Origin of the sequence: Rheinheimera metallidurans, from assembly GCF_036983985.1 — a bacterium.
In the GTDB taxonomy this organism is placed as follows: domain Bacteria; phylum Pseudomonadota; class Gammaproteobacteria; order Enterobacterales; family Alteromonadaceae; genus Alishewanella; species Alishewanella metallidurans.
The window spans coordinates 221,471-238,007 of record NZ_JALAHQ010000003.1 but is presented as its reverse complement, the minus strand read 5'-3'; the positions used below and the strand labels follow the sequence as shown (position 1 = coordinate 238,007).

The window sequence follows — 16,537 nt, the reverse complement described above, 5'->3', positions numbered from 1 at the left end:
GGAAGGGTCTATGTCACATAAAAATCCGATTATTGCCATTACCGGTTCGTCCGGTGCGGGCACCACCACTACCACCAATGCTTTTCAGCATATATTCCGCACTCTAGACATAGATGCAGCCTTTGTTGAAGGCGATTCTTTTCACCGCTTTAGCCGCCAAGAAATGGAAGTCGCCATTCGTAAAGCTAAAGAACAAGGCCGCCATATTAGCTACTTTGGTGCAGAGGCTAACGACTTTGGTGCATTAGAAAACTTCTTCGCTAGCTATGCAGAAACCGGCAGTAGCAAAATTCGTCACTATTTACACACCTTTGATGACGCCGTCCCCTTTAACCAACTCCCAGGCACCTTTACACCATGGCAAGATTTACGCCCTAATACCGATCTATTGTTTTATGAAGGCTTACACGGTGGCGCAGTAACTGACGAACACGATGTTGCCCAGCATGTTGACTTACTTATTGGCATGGTGCCCATTGTTAATCTAGAGTGGATCCAGAAAATTATCCGTGACACCTCAGAGCGCGGCCATTCTCGCGAAGCCGTACAAGCCAGTATCGTGCGCAGTATGGATGATTATATAAACCATATTACGCCACAGTTTTCGCGCACTCATATCAATTTTCAGCGCGTGCCTACGGTAGATACCTCTAACCCCTTTAGTGCTAAAGACATTCCTTCATTGGATGAAAGCTTTGTGGTGATCCGCTTTCGCGGCATTAAGCATGTCGATTTCCCTTATTACCTGCAAATGATTAACGGCTCTTTTATGTCACGGGTAAATACTCTAGTGGTGCCCGGTGGTAAAATGGGCTTAGCCATGGAGCTAATTTTAACCCCTTTAGTAGAAGAATTGATGATAAAACGTCGCCAAGCTAGAGGCCAAGTAGATTGGTTAGGAACCTAGTTAGGTGTAGCTAGTTAGGTGTAGCTAGTTAGGTGTAGCTAGTTAGGTGTAGCTAGTTAGGTGTAGCTAGTTTATACAAAAGCTGGCTAAAAAATGCGACTCACAATAATAATTTGTCTGATTATAAAAACAACAGGCAACAATTTTATTTACGTTAGCACGTAGCAGGTGTTGGCGTTCGCTTTACAAAACACCATTATTCAGCCGTTTATAGAATGTCAAGACGGCAAAGGCCAGTAAATTTATACTTTTGTTTAAATAATAACCTTTTCTTTAGTGGCAAAAATCCGTAAACTTGGCGCCCCTTAAGGGTAGAGCCTTGGATTCAGTGGTGCGCATAGGTCCATATCAGTTAGCGAACAAGGTAATTTGCGCCCCGATGGCTGGGGTAACCGATCATACTTTTCGCGAGCTTTGTCGGCGTTTTGGTGCAGCTTTGGCTGTGTCTGAAATGCTGTCGAGTAACCCACTGGTATGGCAAAGCGAAAAATCACAAAATCGCATGGGCCACCGGCAGGAGTCAGGTATTCGTTCAGTGCAAATTGCTGGAGCGGATCCACAACAAATGGCTGAAGCAGCCCAGTACAATGTCGATATCGGCGCCGATATTATTGACATTAACATGGGTTGTCCGGCAAAAAAAGTGAATAAAAAACTGGCGGGCTCAGCCCTATTGCAGTATCCCGATTTAGTGCAGCAGATCGTGCGCGCTGTGGTCGATGCGGTAAAAGTACCTGTTACTTTAAAAATTCGCACCGGCTGGGATACCGACAACAGAAATGGCATTCAGATCGCCCGTATTGCGCAAGACAACGGCATACAGGCACTGGCTGTACACGGCAGGACTCGTACCTGCATGTACAAGGGTGAAGCGGAATATGACACCATCCGCACCATAAAACAAAGTGTGTCTATACCGGTTATTGCCAATGGCGATATTACCGGACCGGAAAAAGCGCGCCAGGTGCTGGATTACACCGGTGCCGACGCCATCATGATTGGTCGCGCGGCACAAGGTCGGCCTTGGATTTTCCGTGAAGTGGTGCACTACTTGGCCACTGGCGACAAACTGGCGCCACCCGCAATCGCGGAAGTGCGTCAGATAATGCTGGAACATGTGCAGGGTTTACACCAGCTTTATGGTGAGCATGCCGGTTACCGCATTGCCCGCAAACATGTGGGCTGGTATTTAGCCGAGCACGATACGCTCGGTGTGTTTCGTAGTGAATTCAATGGTATTGAGTGTGCTAAACAGCAGCTTGACGCCTTAAATGACTATTTTTATCAACTAGCAGCAACCTAACGTAAAAGAGAAAAGCAATGTTTAATTCGAACGTTACTTCGCCATTTATTACTAACGCCCACGTACAAACGCAGGAAAAGCCGCAAGCGCTAAGCAATGCAGCACAGAAAGCCGTAGCAAATTACCTGCAGCAATTAAACGGTCAGGACGTTGACGACTTATATGAACTGGTATTATCTGAATTAGAGCGTCCGTTACTGGAAGAGGTGATGAAATATACTCGCGGTAATCAAACCCGCGCAGCCAACCTGATGGGCATTAACCGTGGTACGCTGCGTAAAAAGCTAAAACAGTACGGCATGAGTTAACCAATGCGCGGGACCACCCCGCGCCATCAAGCACCTTCGGGTGCTTTTTTTATGAGAGTTTAAGCATTATGACACGAAGACCAATCCGCCGCGCACTGCTAAGTGTGTCTGACAAAACCGGTATTGTAGAATTTGCTCGCGCCTTGGCCGCGCAGCAGGTAGAAATTCTGTCTACCGGTGGTACTGCTAAATTACTTGCTGAGCAAGGTATTAAGGTTATTGAAGTTTCTGACTATACCGGACACCCAGAAATTATGGATGGCCGCGTAAAAACATTACACCCGAAAATACATGGCGGCATACTAGCCCGTCGTGGCATAGACGAAGCAGTAATGGCAGACAATAGCATTGGCCCAATTGACTTAGTGGTAGTGAACTTATATCCGTTTGCTAGCACTGTAGCTAAAGCAGGTTGCGCCCTTGAAGATGCCATTGAAAACATCGATATTGGTGGCCCTACTATGGTGCGTGCTGCTGCGAAAAACCATAAAGACGTCACCATTGTTGTTAACGCTAAAGACTACAGTAGCGTTATCGCTGAAATGCAAGCAAACGGTGGTGCAACTAGCCACACTACTCGTTTTAGTTTGGCCATAAGTGCATTTGAGCACACCGCTCAGTACGACGGCATGATTGCTAACTACTTTGGCGCTATGTTGCCAGCGTACAACGCACCGACAGAGCCAGCCAATAAGTTTCCACGCACCTTTAACAGCCAGTTTGTTAAAAAGCAGGACTTACGCTACGGTGAAAATAGCCACCAAAGTGCTGCTTTTTATGTTCAAGACAATGCGACTGAAGCCTCAGTATCTACCGCTAAACAGTTACAAGGCAAAGCACTGTCATATAATAACATTGCCGATACCGACGCTGCACTTGAGTGCGTAAAAGAATTTGCTGAACCTGCCTGCGTTATCGTTAAACACGCTAACCCCTGTGGTGTTGCCATTGGCGATTCTATATTAGCCGCGTATAACCGTGCCTACCAAACCGACCCTACCTCAGCGTTTGGCGGCATTATTGCCTTTAACCGCCAGTTAGACGAAACCACGGCGCAAGAAATTGTTAGCCGACAATTTGTTGAAGTGATTATTGCCCCTAGCGCCACCGATGCAGCAGTTGCCGTGATTAGCACTAAACCAAACGTACGCTTATTAGTGTGTGGTGAATTTAGTGCTGCTGCGCCAACGGTAGACATTAAGCAGGTTAACGGTGGCATTTTGTTACAAGATCGCGATCAAGCCAAGATTACCGAAGCAGATTTAAAAGTAGTAACCAAGCGTCAGCCAACCGAGCAAGAACTAACAGACTTATTATTCTGCTGGAAAGTGGCCAAGTTTGTTAAGTCTAATGCCATTGTTTATGTAAAAGACAGCATGACTATTGGCGTTGGCGCCGGTCAGATGAGCCGAGTGTACAGTGCTAAAGTAGCGGGCATTAAGGCCGCAGACGAGCAACTAGAGGTTAAAGGCTCAGTAATGGCTTCTGATGCATTCTTTCCGTTTCGTGACGGCATAGACGCTGCGGCGGCCGCTGGCATTACTGCAGTAATACAGCCTGGCGGCTCAATGCGCGATGTTGAAGTTATTGCCGCTGCTGACGAGCACAATTTAGCCATGGTATTTACTGGCGTTCGTCACTTTCGTCATTAAAGCAGGTTATTTAACTACTAAAAGGCCGCATTGCGGCCTTTTTATATCAACTAGCTTGAAACCTGCCAAACACCCCACATACAGTGGATGGGTACCTAGCATCCTTTATTCAGAACACTTATAGTCGATAACACAGCATTAAGCTTGAGTATACGTTCAGCTTTGTTAAGCTTTAGCTAAGTAAAAAAAGGACATTAATTATGGCGCAATGGCTAAGCGGAATCGTTACTGACAATCATCACTGGCACGCCAATTTATTCAGTATTAAAGTAAAAGTTCCTAACTTCGATTTTATTGCTGGTCAATTTGTTCGTTTAGCTTTAGATACGCCAACCGGCAGAGTGCAGCGCGCCTATTCGCTGGTTAATAGCCCTGGCACTAATGAGCAAGAGTTTTTAGTTAGCACTGTTGCTGATGGCAGCCTGTCGCCATTATTACAGCAGCTTAAAATGGGCGACAACATTGAGGTAAGCCAACCGGCTTCAGGCTTCTTCATTTTAGACGAAGTGCCAGACGGTAATAATTTATGGCTTATTTCTAGCGGCACCGGCATAGGCCCCTATTTATCGATGTTAGGCACCCATGGCATATGGCAGCGCTTTAAACATATAGTGTTAGTGCATACCGTGCGCACCGTCGCTGATTTAGCCTATCGCGAGTATATTCACAACTGTCAGCGACAATACCCAGGCCAGTTGTATTATCAACCAATAGTTACCCGTGAAGCGCATTCTGGAGCTTTAGATAGGCGCATACCTGAGCTAATACAAACTAATGAATTACAACATGCATGCGCTCAAACACTAGACGAGCAGTCACAGATTATGTTGTGTGGTAATCCGCAAATGATTACCGAAACCAGAACGCTATTGGAAACGATGGGGCTGAAGAAAAATTTACGCCGTGCCCCCGGAAACATTACCGTGGAACAATATTGGAAATAAAAAACCAAATCCTAGTTTAGCTAATACTAATCGCCGGTATCGGCAAAGTCATTATCGACTAAGGTCAGCACACCAACCGTAATGATGCGTTGACCAACCATGTCACGCACACATAATTGAATATCACCAAACTCAGCCACAGCGTCAAGCTGTGGTGCTGTAGTTAAGGCTTTTTTTAGCACAAACTCTAAGCTGTCGTTATCATCCGCAACAAGGTTGATGCCATAAGAATGCCTTAAATCCGCAACCTTGGTGTTGCCCTTTAAGGTTAGTTCACGCGTCGGTAGCTCATTGCTTTCATCATCATTTACCGTGGCAGAGAACACACAATCGACAAAACTGCGGGTGCCCGGTTTTAACACAATAAATAAATGATCATCGGCATATAGCAACGTTGAACCACGAGGCGCGATAACCGTGTTATTACGGGTAATCATCGCCACCACCGTGCTATCTGGTAACGCCATTTGTGACAAGCGCCGACCTACCGCACGTGATGTTGCGCCTAACGTATATTCAACGATGTCAGCATCTACTTCACCTAATGCGGTAATTTCTAGGGTTGCAGCCGGGGTAGCCGGTGGCGGTATGGTGAGTTTTAGTTTTCTTGCTACCCAAGGCAAGGTCGAACCTTGCACCGTAGCCGAAATTAACACCACAAAAAATACTACGTTAAAAATCAGCGCCGCGCCGGGTAACTCATACAGTAGTGGAAATATCGCGAGAATAATTGGCACAGAACCGCGCAAACCAACCCAAGAGACTAAAGTGATCTCGCGACGGTTAAAGCCAAATAGTGCTAAGAACGGCACCACGGCCAAAGGCCGCGCAATAAAAATTAATACTAAGGCAATAATTAACCCTTCAAACCAGACATCTAATAAAGATGATGGGTTAATTAATAAACCTAGCACCACGAACATGGTTATTTGGCTTAACCAAGCCAAACCGTCGTGGAATAAAAAGGTACTACGCTGAAAGACAAACCGGCTGTTACCTATTACCACACCAGTAATAAAAATTGCTAAAAAGCCACTACCGCCAAGGTTTGCCGTTATGCCAAAAGAGAGTAAACCACAGGCTGCCACCATCACCGGATATAACCCCGAGGCGACTAGCTGAATTTTATTAATCATTTTTACAGATAGCCAGCCTACAGCAAGGCCAACCACAGCACCCAAGCCCATTTGCTTTAAAAACATCAGCAGCAAGCCGGTGCCGGGCTTCATATTGTGCATGATAATTTCGAGCATACCGACGGTTAAAAAAATTGCCATCGGATCGTTCGACGCACTTTCTATTTCTAAGGTGGCTTTAAGCTTTTTATTTAAATTAATACCCGCATTGCGCAATAGTGCAAACACTGCCGCGGCATCCGTAGAGCCAACAATGGCACCCAGCAATAAGCCATTTAATAAGGGAATATCCAAAACGTAAGCTGCGGCAACTCCAGTTACTGCCGCGGTAATAAGCACGCCCAAAGTGGCTAAGGTTGCCGCGGGGCGCCAAACTTTTTTAATGGCTCGTAAGGGTGTTTGTAAACCACCATCAAATAATATCATGGCTAAGGCTAAGGTACCCAACGCATGTGCCGCACCAGCATTGTCAAAAACAATACCGCCGGGGCCATCTTCACCGGCTAGCATACCCACCAATAAAAACAGCACTAACACCGGCAAGCCTAACCGAGCGGATAACTTACTCGACATGATGCCAAATAAGATCAGTACCGCCGCCAACAATATAATATGGTCAATCACAAACATTCAGGGTTCTCATTCTTAGCTAAGACTAGCCGATTTTTGTTAGAGATAGGAATAATATAGCAGGTATATATGGGCTTACTACTTGAATTTCAAGTTAATTATGAGAGCCAGTTTAGCAGTTAAAATATCCCGGCCAGTGATCTGAGTAAACCGTTATGCAAAGGTAGCTCAGCGTCTTTCCACTCTAAGTTAGCTTTATTAGCAAAACTGACCACTTTAATCTGATATTTGCGCATATCGGTATCGCGTTGCCATAACTGAGTAAAAGCGCCGCTGCTGCCCTGTAATAACCGGTGTTCAGTATACTCTTTTACTTTTTGTTCTGAATCTGGCGATATACGTTCGGCTATTTGCACATCAGTAAGCATGGTGTAGTACTTGTCTTTAACTAACTGATTACCTATATATTCCGCTCCAGCAAAAGCCGCTAGTACCACCAAGGCTCGGGCAATATCTTTACCATCTAAATTTGTACCGACCGAGGTATCAACAAATACGGCTGCACCTTGGTTGTAGCGGTTATCACTTTGCTGCGAGGTTTCGCGCGGTGGTGGTGGCGCCATGCCCGGTTCTAACAATGCCTGAGTCTCTTCAGCGGTCATGCCGTACTCGGCTGCCAATACAATGTCAGGCCGCTCTTTTAGTACAGTGCGCACATTTACTTGCAGCCAATATTGCGCGCTAAGCGGTGAATCCACGATCAAATAACCACGCTGTAACATAAAGCTACGTACGTCGTCGGCTAATGGTAAGGTATATTCAGCGGTGGTATTTTTAATATCCAGATAAATAGTGCGCTGCTCTGGCTCAACCGGATCTAAGTATACCGTTTGGCTCATACGTGTTTGCACGTCTAACTTACGTTTTGCTACAGAGGTATGCACTGCGGTGCAGGCGGTTAATACCTGCACCAGTAACAATAAAAAAACCACGCGCATTTTAGAATAATCCAGCCAATGCCCGTACCATGCCCTGTGTTAATTCAGGCTCAGCGTCCGGCCATTTTAAATTACTTTGATTGGCAAAACTAACAACCCGACTTTGATATTTACGCATGTCCGTAGTGCGGTTATAGCTTGAGGTCGTGCTGCCACTATCGCCTTGAATTAACTGGTGTTCAGATTTTTCTCTTACCGCACCATCAAAACGTTCCATAATTTGAATATCGGTAATCACGCTGTAATACACATCTTCTACCATGGCATCAACCACCGTGCCAACAACTGCACCGCCTACAACCGCGCCCACCATAGCACCGCCCGATGCACCACCAGTTGCTCGGTGAATGGCATAACCACTGACAGCGCCAGCAGCAATACCTGGGCCGGCTGCTAATGCTGAATTAGTGTCGCGTGCATTGCTACGACCAACTTGTAAAATGTTCGCTTGTAACCAGTAATGCGCTTGTTTTGGGCTATCAATAACGCGATAACCGCGAGCTTGTAAACTTTGAATCACTTGCTGCTTTAAATCAAATTCTGGTTTATCTGAGGTATTACGTATATCAACAAAAATACTACGTTGTTCCGGTTCTACTGGGTCGAGAAATATTGAGCTACTCATTTTGGTTTGTACATCTAAATTCCGCTTAGCAACCGCCGTATGTAAGGCGCCACAACCGGCTAGGCTTAATGTCGTCATGACTACCGCAGACATTAATAGGGTTTTCATTATTGCTCCTTAACTGAGATAGTATTTTAATTTCTAATAAAAATTTTGTTATCTTTAGCGATTATAGCTGAATCGTATCTGAATATTTGTGCAGAAACTATACGTACGAGCATAATGCATACGCTGAGGTTTGCACTGACTCAATTAACGCAGTGAAATATATAGTGCTATACGTTTTACCTTTACATTTTGCGCTTAGCCGTTACAATATGCGCCGCTGTTTTGAACGAAATTTATACTGCTCTTTTTAAAATAAGGTAATTGCTATGCATCCGATGTTAAACATCGCGGTTCGCGCTGCTCGTAGCGCGGGTAACGTGATCGCTCGTGCCTGTGGCCAGCTTGATATGGTTCAAAAATTCCAAAAAGGTACGAATGACTTTGTTACCAACGTGGATAAAGAAGCTGAACAAGCTATTGTTCAGGTGTTACAAAAGTCTTTTCCTACCCACGGTATTGTTGGAGAAGAGCATGGCGATTACGGTAACAACGACAGTGAGTTCCAATGGATCATTGACCCATTGGACGGCACCGCAAACTTTATTAAAGGCATTCCGCATTTCGCGGTGTCTATCGCACTAAAACACCAAGGTAAATTAGACCAAGCAGTGATCTTTGATCCTCTGCGTGGTGAGCTATTTACTGCATCACGTGGTCGTGGCGCACAGCTAAACGGTACACGTATTCGTGTAAACAACCTAGCTGACATGAGCGGCACGATAATAGCCACAGGTTTTCCGTTTAAAAACAAAACCCATTTACCGGCTCATAGCGCAATGCTAGCTAGCTTATTAGCTGAAGCTGCTGATGTGCGTCGTACGGGTTCAGCCGCATTAGATTTAGCCTATGTCGCTGCAGGCCGTTTTGATGGCTTCTTTGAAATTGGTTTAAAACCTTGGGATATCGCTGCTGGCGAGTTAATTGTGCGTGAAGCCGGTGGTTTAGTTTGCGACTTTGTTGGTGGTAATAACCAATTACGTAGTGGCAACATTGTAGCCGCACCACCAAAAGTGTTAGCGGCTATGTTAAAAGGTATTCGGCCACATTTGACCGAAACGCTATCGCGCTAATTGCTCATCTATATCCGATATAACACAGCTATAACCTAACTATAGCTGTGTTAGCTTGTACCCTTTCTGTTGTAATAGTTGCAGCAAATTATTTTCTCCCGCTAAATGTAGTGCACCCACCAATACCAATTCCACTTCGGGTGTAGCCAGCATTTTTTCTATTTGTGGCAACCAACTTTTATTACGCTGCACTAACAAGGTATCGTAAAACTGCTGGCCTTGTGGCGTATCAGTGAACGCCATAGCTAACTTACTTAGTGAGGCAATGTTACCGGCACGCCACGCACTAATGATCTCGGTTAGCTGCGCTTCGAGCTCAGATAGTTGCTCTAAGTTTTGCTGTACAAATACGTTTTCATTAGTATCAGAAATATTCAGTAGCATGCTTAATTGCTGCTCTACGGTTTCTAAAAACAGTAATGGCTTGGCATCAGCGATTGCCCGTTGTAAAAAATGACTGTCAACACCTTCGCCGGCCATACCGGCTTTTTGCAACGCTACTTGCATTAATGTCAGCATAACAAAATCTGGTTTAAAGCTATTTAACGGTGCAAGATCAACGCCTTGGCTTTTAGCAAACTGTGCAAGTTGTTGATAGGTTGCAGCCGACAGCACATTATTTAAACTGCGACCATCTTGATAACGTGCATGCTGCATCAGTAATTGCATACCCTCTGCGGTTTCTAACTCTCGTATATCCGTTTCAAACGCCAAAACCGCTGCAGCTTGATAGGCAGTAGCAAATTCATCTGGCAGTGGAAATTGCTCTGGCGGTAATAAGTGCACCGTACCGGCAATGTATAAATGCTGTTCGCCGTTAGTTAGCTGCCACACCGAGGTTTCGGCTTGCGCCGATGCAACACAAAATACTGTCGAAGCTACACCAAGCCATTGTTTAAACCTTAACATGCACGCTCCTTATTGTTGTGCGGTTGGTACATCCAGCGGTAATTTACGTTCACACCATTCACGATAGCCGCCAATTAGACTATACACATTGCTATAACCCATTTGTTGTAATGTGTGCGCTGACAGTGCGGAGCGATAACCGCCACCACAATACAGCACTATTTTCTGCTTTGTATCGGCAACGGTTTGTTCAATATCACGCTCAATAATGCCTTTACCTAAGTGCATAGCTTCGGGTAAATGTCCGTTAGCCCATTCGTGATCTTCGCGAATATCTAATAATACATAAGGCTGATTATGCTCGAGTAACTCGGAAATACTAATTTCTTTAATCTGCGCCCTAGCCTGTTCAACCAAGGCAACAAAGCCTGCTGCATGTTGTTTGCTCATTGCTGTATCCTTATGCGTTTGAATTACGCCATAAAAAATGCCAGTATCGAACTGGCATTTTTAGCATCTTTAGCGACAAATTACATTAACGCGTCAGTATTTTCGCCTTCTTTCTCTACCGGCGGCGGTGGCAGCATATCTTCACGGCTAATGCCTAAAGTTTCTGCAATTGCGCTGGCAACATAGATAGAAGAGTATGTACCAATGACGATACCAAACAACAATGCGGTGGCAAAACCATGAATTAACGCGCCGCCCATATAAAACAGTACTATTAATACCAGTACGGTAGTTAGCGAGGTAATAACCGTACGGTTTAAGGTTGAGGTAATAGCATCGTTAATGGTCTCAGCCACTGACGTATCGCGCAGTTTGCGGAAGCTTTCACGGATACGGTCAAATACCACTATAGTGTCGTTTATCGAGTAGCCTATTAACGCCAATATTGCTGCTAACACCGTTAGATCAAATTCAAGCTGCAGTATAGAAAACAGCCCCATGGTTATGATTACGTCATGGAACAGTGATAACACTGCACCGATAGACAAACGCCACTCAAAGCGCATGCTCACGTAAAGCAAAATACCTATTAGCGCCACTAACATGGCTAGGCCGCCATCTTGTTTTAGCTCTTCACCAACACTTGGCCCAACAAACTCGATACGACGCATAGTTACTGCATCAGCTTGCATTGAGTTCAGCGCTTTAATTACGCTGTCACCCAATGTTGATTGATCAACATCTGTGCGCAGCGGTATGCGAATAAGCACGTCACGGCTGGTGCCAAATAACTGCACTACCGCATCGCCATAGCCGACATCAGTTAAGGTTTGGCGCACTGCCGGTAAGTCTGCAGGTTTAGCGAAGCCAACCTCAATAACCGTACCGCCAGTAAAATCTAAACCCCAGTTAATGCCCTTAGTAGCAATAGACACAAACGAACCTAAAACTAGAATGGCCGACAGTATTATTGCTACCCATTTATAACGCATAAAATTGAGTGGCTGAGTAAAATTAAACACTTGCATGCCGTACTCCTTATATTGGCAGTGACTGCACGCGGCGGCCACCCCAGAATAAATTAACCAATAAGCGAGTACCCACAACGGCGGTAAATATCGACGTTAAAATACCTATTGCCAGTGTTACGGCAAAGCCTTTAATTGGGCCAGTGCCAACGCCAAACAAAATAAGCGCAACTAATAAGGTGGTGATATTTGAGTCAGCAATAGTAGCAAAGGCACGGTCATAACCATGATGAATAGCTTGTTGCACGGAACGGCCTTCGGTCATTTCTTCACGAATACGCTCAAATATTAGTACGTTAGCATCCACGGCCATACCTACGGTTAGCACAATACCAGCCATACCCGGTAAGGTCAGTGTTGCGCCTGGGATCATTGACATAACACCAACAATTAGCACTAAGTTAGCGACCAAGGCGATGTTGGCAATCATACCGAAGGCTTTATAGTAGATAACCATAAAGATCAGTACAGCAACCATACCCCATTGAATTGCTTTAACACCCAGCTCGATATTTTCTTTACCCAAGCTTGGGCCAATGGTGCGCTCTTCAATAATCTGAATAGGTGCGATAAGTGCACCAGCACGCAGTAAGGTGGATAAGTTTTGCGCTTCACCGGGTGAACTAATACCGGTAATACGGAAATCACGACCTAAACGCGCTTGAATAGTCGCGTCGTTAATCACTTCCTGCTGTTTAATCAGCACCGGCGTACCATCGGCAGCGATTTCGGTACCAGGTTTATATTCAATAAACACCGATGCCATGCGCCGGCCTATTGCATCTTTGGTTGCCGTAGATAATAAACTACCGCCTTTAGCATCCAGTTTAATGCTAACTTGCGGCCGACTGTATTCATCATACGCAGAGCTTGCGCCGGTAATATGTTCGCCGGTTAGCATAACGCGTTTTTCTAACAACACCGGGCGTCCATCACGGGTATAGTAAAGTTCTGCACCTGGTGGCACACGGCCGTCTAACGCTGCGCCTATATCACCGTCTTCATCTACTAAACGAAACTCTAACGATGCCGTAGCGCCCAATATTTCTTTGGCTTGCGCGGTATCTTGCACACCTGGCAGCTGCACTACAATGCGGTCAGAACCTTGGCGCTGCACTAATGGCTCAGCAACACCAATTTCATTTACCCGATTACGAATAATAGTAATATTTTGCTCAAGTGCATATTCACGAATTTCTTTTAGACGAATCTCACTAATAGTGACAAATACAGTAAGCTCATCGTTACCCGGTGCAAACACCAATTCGCGGTCACGTTTTTTCAGGGCAGCTTCAGCCAATGCCACGTCTTCCACACTACGTAAGGTTAACTGCACCTGTCCTCGGTCTAAATCAACCTTGGTACTGCGATAGCGAATTTTTTCGGCTTGTAAATCTAGCCGAAATGTTTGCGCCATATCATTTAGGTTTTTGTCTAATGCCGCTTTCATGTCAACGGCCATTAAAAAGTGCACACCGCCGCGTAAGTCTAAGCCTAATTTCATTGGCGAGGCGCCAATGCTGTTTAGCCAATCTGGCGTAGCAGGCGCAAGATTTAATGCATTAATGTAGCCGCTACCTAGCAACTGAGTGGCAATTTCACGGGCTTGCAACTGTTCTTCTGTGCTGTTAAAGCGGGCTAATACTTGGCCATTCTCTAACTCGACAGATTTTGCAGCAATACCAGCAGCGGCAAACGCTTGCTCTAATTCAGAGCGCACATCTTCGGCAACTGTGCCACCACGGGTAGCGCTAATATTTAGCGCGGGATCTTCTGGGTATAAGTTTGGTAATGCATACACGAATGCTAGCAATAATATGCCAACAACTAAAAAGTAGCGCCAAACGGGGTTTTGATTTAACACCTGTTTATCCTTAAAATCTGGCTTACAGTGACTTCAGTGTACCCTTTGGTAACACCGCGCTGATGGCAGCTTTTTGCACCGTGACTTCAGTGCTATCGTTTAACGCAACAACAACATAATCTTTGTCTTCAGAAATTTTACTAATACGGCCAACTAAACCACCCTGCGTTAAAACCTCGTCCCCCTTACCCAGTGCCGACATTAAATTGCGGTGGTCTTTAACGCGCTTAGCTTGCGGGCGGTAAATTAAAAAGTAAAAAATCAAACCGAAAGCCGCTAACATAATAATTAGATCAAAGCCGCCACCTGCCGCCGGTGCTGCCGGAGTCGCCTGCGCGTATGCATTACTAATAAATAAGCTCATAAATGTTCCCTTAATTGTGATTAATATTGTTATTTTTGCTATCTACAGCGTCAAGTGCCGGTACCGGCAAGCCACGCTTAGTATAAAACTGTTCAACAAACTGCACCAAAGTACCAGCGGTTATAGCGCTGCGCAATCCTTGCATTAATTTCTGATAATGATGCAAGTTATGCATGGTATTTAAACGCGCACCTTGTATTTCATTACAGCGATCGAGATGGTGCAAGTAAGCTCGAGAGTAATTTTTACAGGTGTAACAATCACACTCGGCATCTAAAGGCCCAATGTCATCTTTGTATTTCGCGTTGCGAATTTTTATCACGCCATCGCTAACAAATAAATGCCCATTGCGCGCATTACGGGTTGGCATGACACAGTCAAACATATCGATACCACGGCGCACCGCTTCAACGATATCTTCCGGTTTACCCACGCCCATTAAATAGCGCGGTTTGTGCGCAGGCATTTTATCAGTGGTATGGTTCAGAATATTAATCATGTCCGCTTTTGGCTCGCCTACTGATAAGCCGCCAATGGCATAACCATCAAAGCCAATCTCTTCTAAACCATTTAATGATACATCACGCAGGTTTGGGTACATACCGCCTTGAATTATACCAAATAGCGCAGCTGGGTTATCGCCATGTGCATCTTTACTGCGTTTGGCCCAACGTAATGACAATTCCATAGATTTTTTTGCTTGCTGTTCGGTAGCAGGATACGGCGTGCATTCGTCAAAAATCATCACAATGTCAGAGCCCAGATCGCGCTGCACTTCCATTGAGCGTTCCGGCGTTAACATAATGCGCTCGCCATTAAGCGGTGAACGAAACTTAACACCTTCTTCCGTAATTTTACGCAGTTCACCCAAGCTAAATACCTGAAAACCACCCGAGTCAGTTAAAATAGGTTTTTGCCAGTGCATGAAATTATGCAAGTCACCGTGTTTTTTTATAATTTCGGTGCCGGGACGCAACATTAAGTGAAAGGTATTGCCTAAACAAATTTGTGCACCAGTAGCATCTAGCTCTTCCGGTGTCATGCCTTTTACCGTGCCGTACGTGCCTACAGGCATGAATGCTGGCGTTTCTACTACACCACGTTCAAAGATCAGTCTGCCGCGGCGGGCTTTGCCATCGGTGGTATCTAATTCAAATTTCATCGTTATCCTTTTATGCCAGAAAAACAGTCCGGCTTTTTTGCGTCGCGATTATAACAGCTAAACTGCCAGAAACTAAACTGAACTCGTTAACCTTACTTAGCCAACTGCAGATTGCCACCACGTTAGTGATAAGCGCGTCGACTTATTAGCTAATAAACATGGCATCGCCATACGAATAAAAGCGGTACTGCTCAGCAATCGCGGTTTGATACGCTTGCATCACATAATCACGCTGGCTAAACGCTGACACCAACATAATTAACGTCGATTCTGGTAAGTGAAAATTAGTTACTAAGGCGTCAATAACGTTAAAACGATAACCTGGGTAAATAAAAATTTTCGTGTCGCCGCTGTAGGCAATAAGCTTACCTTCACCTTGTTGTGCCGCTGATTCTAGCGAACGCACCGACGTAGTGCCCACAGCAATAACACGATTACCGCGAGCTTTGCATGCAGTTACCGCATCAACTACTTGCTGCGACACCTCAATATATTCGGCATGCATCTTATGCTCTAGCACGTTATCTACCCGCACCGGTTGAAACGTACCCGCGCCAACATGTAGCGTAACATAAGCAAACTCAACGCCTTTTGCGCTGAGTTTATCTAGCAACGGCTGGTCAAAATGCAACCCCGCTGTTGGCGCAGCAACCGCGCCAGGCTTTGCGTTATACACCGTTTGGTAACGCGCTTTATCTTCGTCGTTGTCTGGTCGGTCAATGTACGGTGGCAATGGCATATGCCCTAAGCGTTCAAGCATAGTGAGCACGGGTTCGTCACTTAGCACTTCTAATTCAAATAATTCTTCGTGCCGTTGGTTCATCCGTACTTCGGCTGAATTTTCTAACAATAATATGGCGCCAGCTTTAGGCGCTTTACTGGCGCGAACATGGGCTAAAAACCGCTTGTTATCTAACATGCGCTCTACTAGCACTTCAACTTTGCCGCCGGATAATTTTTGGCCAAACAAACGTGCAGGAATAACTTTAGTATTATTAAAGACTAACAGATCACCCGCTTGCAGTTGATCGGCAAGATCTTTAAAAATATGATGTTGCAGCTCGCCATTGTGTTTATTCATCACCAGTAAGCGGCTAGATGAGCGCTCCGCTTTGGGAAAACGGGCAATAAGCTGCTCTGGCAGCTCGAATGAGAAGTCTTTAACGTGCATTTTAATTCCTTGGCTTTACCGACCAGAG

At 45.3% G+C, this 16,537-nt stretch carries 16 protein-coding genes; 6 read left to right on the top strand and 10 right to left on the bottom strand.

The window, feature by feature from the left end; all coding sequences use genetic code 11:
- The first annotated feature begins 10 nt into the window (after positions 1–10).
- The 5 genes from MN199_RS10165 (at position 11) to MN199_RS10145 (ending at position 5,114) form a co-directional block, all read left to right on the top strand.
- A complete protein-coding gene (locus tag MN199_RS10165; RefSeq protein WP_132585285.1) occupies positions 11–907 on the top strand; it encodes a phosphoribulokinase in 897 nt (298 codons plus the stop codon).
- Between the two features lie 331 nt (positions 908–1,238).
- Positions 1,239–2,210, top strand: coding sequence for a tRNA dihydrouridine synthase DusB (gene dusB / locus MN199_RS10160; protein ID WP_132585288.1), 972 nt, complete (start codon positions 1,239–1,241; stop codon positions 2,208–2,210).
- A 17-nt stretch (positions 2,211–2,227) separates the two neighbouring features.
- Complete coding sequence (fis, locus tag MN199_RS10155) at positions 2,228–2,518, top strand: DNA-binding transcriptional regulator Fis (protein ID WP_132585291.1); 291 nt, start codon at positions 2,228–2,230, stop codon at positions 2,516–2,518.
- Positions 2,519–2,586: 68 nt separating this feature from the next.
- Positions 2,587–4,170 (top strand): bifunctional phosphoribosylaminoimidazolecarboxamide formyltransferase/IMP cyclohydrolase, encoded by a 1,584-nt coding sequence (gene purH, locus MN199_RS10150; RefSeq protein ID WP_335739345.1) that lies wholly within the window; start codon positions 2,587–2,589, stop codon positions 4,168–4,170.
- A gap of 200 nt (positions 4,171–4,370) precedes the next feature.
- Positions 4,371–5,114 carry a ferredoxin--NADP reductase gene (locus tag MN199_RS10145; RefSeq protein ID WP_335739344.1) on the top strand — a complete coding sequence of 248 codons (744 nt, stop codon included), beginning with the start codon at positions 4,371–4,373 and terminating at the stop codon, positions 5,112–5,114.
- A gap of 26 nt (positions 5,115–5,140) precedes the next feature.
- Here MN199_RS10145 and MN199_RS10140 read toward each other — a convergent pair whose 3' ends face one another.
- The 3 genes from MN199_RS10140 to MN199_RS10130 form a co-directional block, all read right to left on the bottom strand.
- Entirely contained in the window at positions 5,141–6,880 is a 1,740-nt protein-coding gene (locus MN199_RS10140; protein ID WP_335739343.1) for a potassium/proton antiporter, read from the bottom strand.
- A 119-nt stretch (positions 6,881–6,999) separates the two neighbouring features.
- Entirely contained in the window at positions 7,000–7,818 is an 819-nt protein-coding gene (locus tag MN199_RS10135) for a complement resistance protein TraT (RefSeq protein WP_335739342.1), read from the bottom strand.
- 1 nt (position 7,819) lies between these two features.
- Positions 7,820–8,551 carry a complement resistance protein TraT gene (locus MN199_RS10130; RefSeq protein ID WP_132585306.1) on the bottom strand — a complete coding sequence of 244 codons (732 nt, stop codon included), beginning with the start codon at positions 8,549–8,551 and terminating at the stop codon, positions 7,820–7,822.
- Between the two features lie 266 nt (positions 8,552–8,817).
- On the opposite strand from MN199_RS10130, the gene suhB reads away from it, so the two are divergent.
- On the top strand, positions 8,818–9,621 hold the full coding sequence (gene suhB, locus MN199_RS10125; RefSeq protein ID WP_132585309.1) for an inositol-1-monophosphatase: 804 nt from the start codon (positions 8,818–8,820) through the stop codon (positions 9,619–9,621).
- A gap of 39 nt (positions 9,622–9,660) precedes the next feature.
- Here suhB and MN199_RS10120 read toward each other — a convergent pair whose 3' ends face one another.
- From MN199_RS10120 to queA, 7 genes are all read right to left on the bottom strand, one after another.
- A complete protein-coding gene (locus MN199_RS10120; protein ID WP_335739341.1) occupies positions 9,661–10,530 on the bottom strand; it encodes a TraB/GumN family protein in 870 nt (289 codons plus the stop codon).
- 9 nt (positions 10,531–10,539) lie between these two features.
- A complete protein-coding gene (locus MN199_RS10115) occupies positions 10,540–10,920 on the bottom strand; it encodes a rhodanese-like domain-containing protein (RefSeq protein ID WP_132585315.1) in 381 nt (126 codons plus the stop codon).
- 80 nt (positions 10,921–11,000) lie between these two features.
- Positions 11,001–11,948 (bottom strand): protein translocase subunit SecF, encoded by a 948-nt coding sequence (gene secF / locus MN199_RS10110; RefSeq protein WP_335739340.1) that lies wholly within the window; start codon positions 11,946–11,948, stop codon positions 11,001–11,003.
- A 10-nt stretch (positions 11,949–11,958) separates the two neighbouring features.
- Complete coding sequence (gene secD / locus MN199_RS10105) at positions 11,959–13,812, bottom strand: protein translocase subunit SecD (RefSeq protein ID WP_335739339.1); 1,854 nt, start codon at positions 13,810–13,812, stop codon at positions 11,959–11,961.
- Between the two features lie 22 nt (positions 13,813–13,834).
- Positions 13,835–14,176: a preprotein translocase subunit YajC gene (gene yajC / locus MN199_RS10100; protein ID WP_132585324.1), complete on the bottom strand. Its 342-nt coding sequence runs from the start codon at positions 14,174–14,176 to the stop codon at positions 13,835–13,837.
- Positions 14,177–14,186: 10 nt separating this feature from the next.
- Positions 14,187–15,338 carry a tRNA guanosine(34) transglycosylase Tgt gene (tgt, locus tag MN199_RS10095; RefSeq protein WP_335739338.1) on the bottom strand — a complete coding sequence of 384 codons (1,152 nt, stop codon included), beginning with the start codon at positions 15,336–15,338 and terminating at the stop codon, positions 14,187–14,189.
- Positions 15,339–15,483: 145 nt separating this feature from the next.
- Entirely contained in the window at positions 15,484–16,509 is a 1,026-nt protein-coding gene (gene queA / locus MN199_RS10090; RefSeq protein WP_335739337.1) for a tRNA preQ1(34) S-adenosylmethionine ribosyltransferase-isomerase QueA, read from the bottom strand.
- Between the last annotated feature and the right edge of the window lie 28 nt (positions 16,510–16,537).

What these genes read in the sequence shown, in the direction of transcription:
- MN199_RS10165 (WP_132585285.1), top strand. Translation starts at nt 11, where the DNA reads ATGTCACATAAAAATCCGATTATTGCCATTACCGGTTCGTCCGGTGCG.
- fis (WP_132585291.1), top strand. Translation starts at nt 2,228, where the DNA reads ATGTTTAATTCGAACGTTACTTCGCCATTTATTACTAACGCCCACGTA.
- purH (WP_335739345.1), top strand. Translation starts at nt 2,587, where the DNA reads ATGACACGAAGACCAATCCGCCGCGCACTGCTAAGTGTGTCTGACAAA.
- MN199_RS10145 (WP_335739344.1), top strand. Translation starts at nt 4,371, where the DNA reads ATGGCGCAATGGCTAAGCGGAATCGTTACTGACAATCATCACTGGCAC.
- MN199_RS10140 (WP_335739343.1), bottom strand. Translation starts at nt 6,880, where the DNA reads ATGTTTGTGATTGACCATATTATATTGTTGGCGGCGGTACTGATCTTA.
- MN199_RS10135 (WP_335739342.1), bottom strand. Translation starts at nt 7,818, where the DNA reads ATGCGCGTGGTTTTTTTATTGTTACTGGTGCAGGTATTAACCGCCTGC.
- MN199_RS10130 (WP_132585306.1), bottom strand. Translation starts at nt 8,551, where the DNA reads ATGAAAACCCTATTAATGTCTGCGGTAGTCATGACGACATTAAGCCTA.
- suhB (WP_132585309.1), top strand. Translation starts at nt 8,818, where the DNA reads ATGCATCCGATGTTAAACATCGCGGTTCGCGCTGCTCGTAGCGCGGGT.
- MN199_RS10120 (WP_335739341.1), bottom strand. Translation starts at nt 10,530, where the DNA reads ATGTTAAGGTTTAAACAATGGCTTGGTGTAGCTTCGACAGTATTTTGT.
- MN199_RS10115 (WP_132585315.1), bottom strand. Translation starts at nt 10,920, where the DNA reads ATGAGCAAACAACATGCAGCAGGCTTTGTTGCCTTGGTTGAACAGGCT.
- secF (WP_335739340.1), bottom strand. Translation starts at nt 11,948, where the DNA reads ATGCAAGTGTTTAATTTTACTCAGCCACTCAATTTTATGCGTTATAAA.
- yajC (WP_132585324.1), bottom strand. Translation starts at nt 14,176, where the DNA reads ATGAGCTTATTTATTAGTAATGCATACGCGCAGGCGACTCCGGCAGCA.
- tgt (WP_335739338.1), bottom strand. Translation starts at nt 15,338, where the DNA reads ATGAAATTTGAATTAGATACCACCGATGGCAAAGCCCGCCGCGGCAGA.
- queA (WP_335739337.1), bottom strand. Translation starts at nt 16,509, where the DNA reads ATGCACGTTAAAGACTTCTCATTCGAGCTGCCAGAGCAGCTTATTGCC.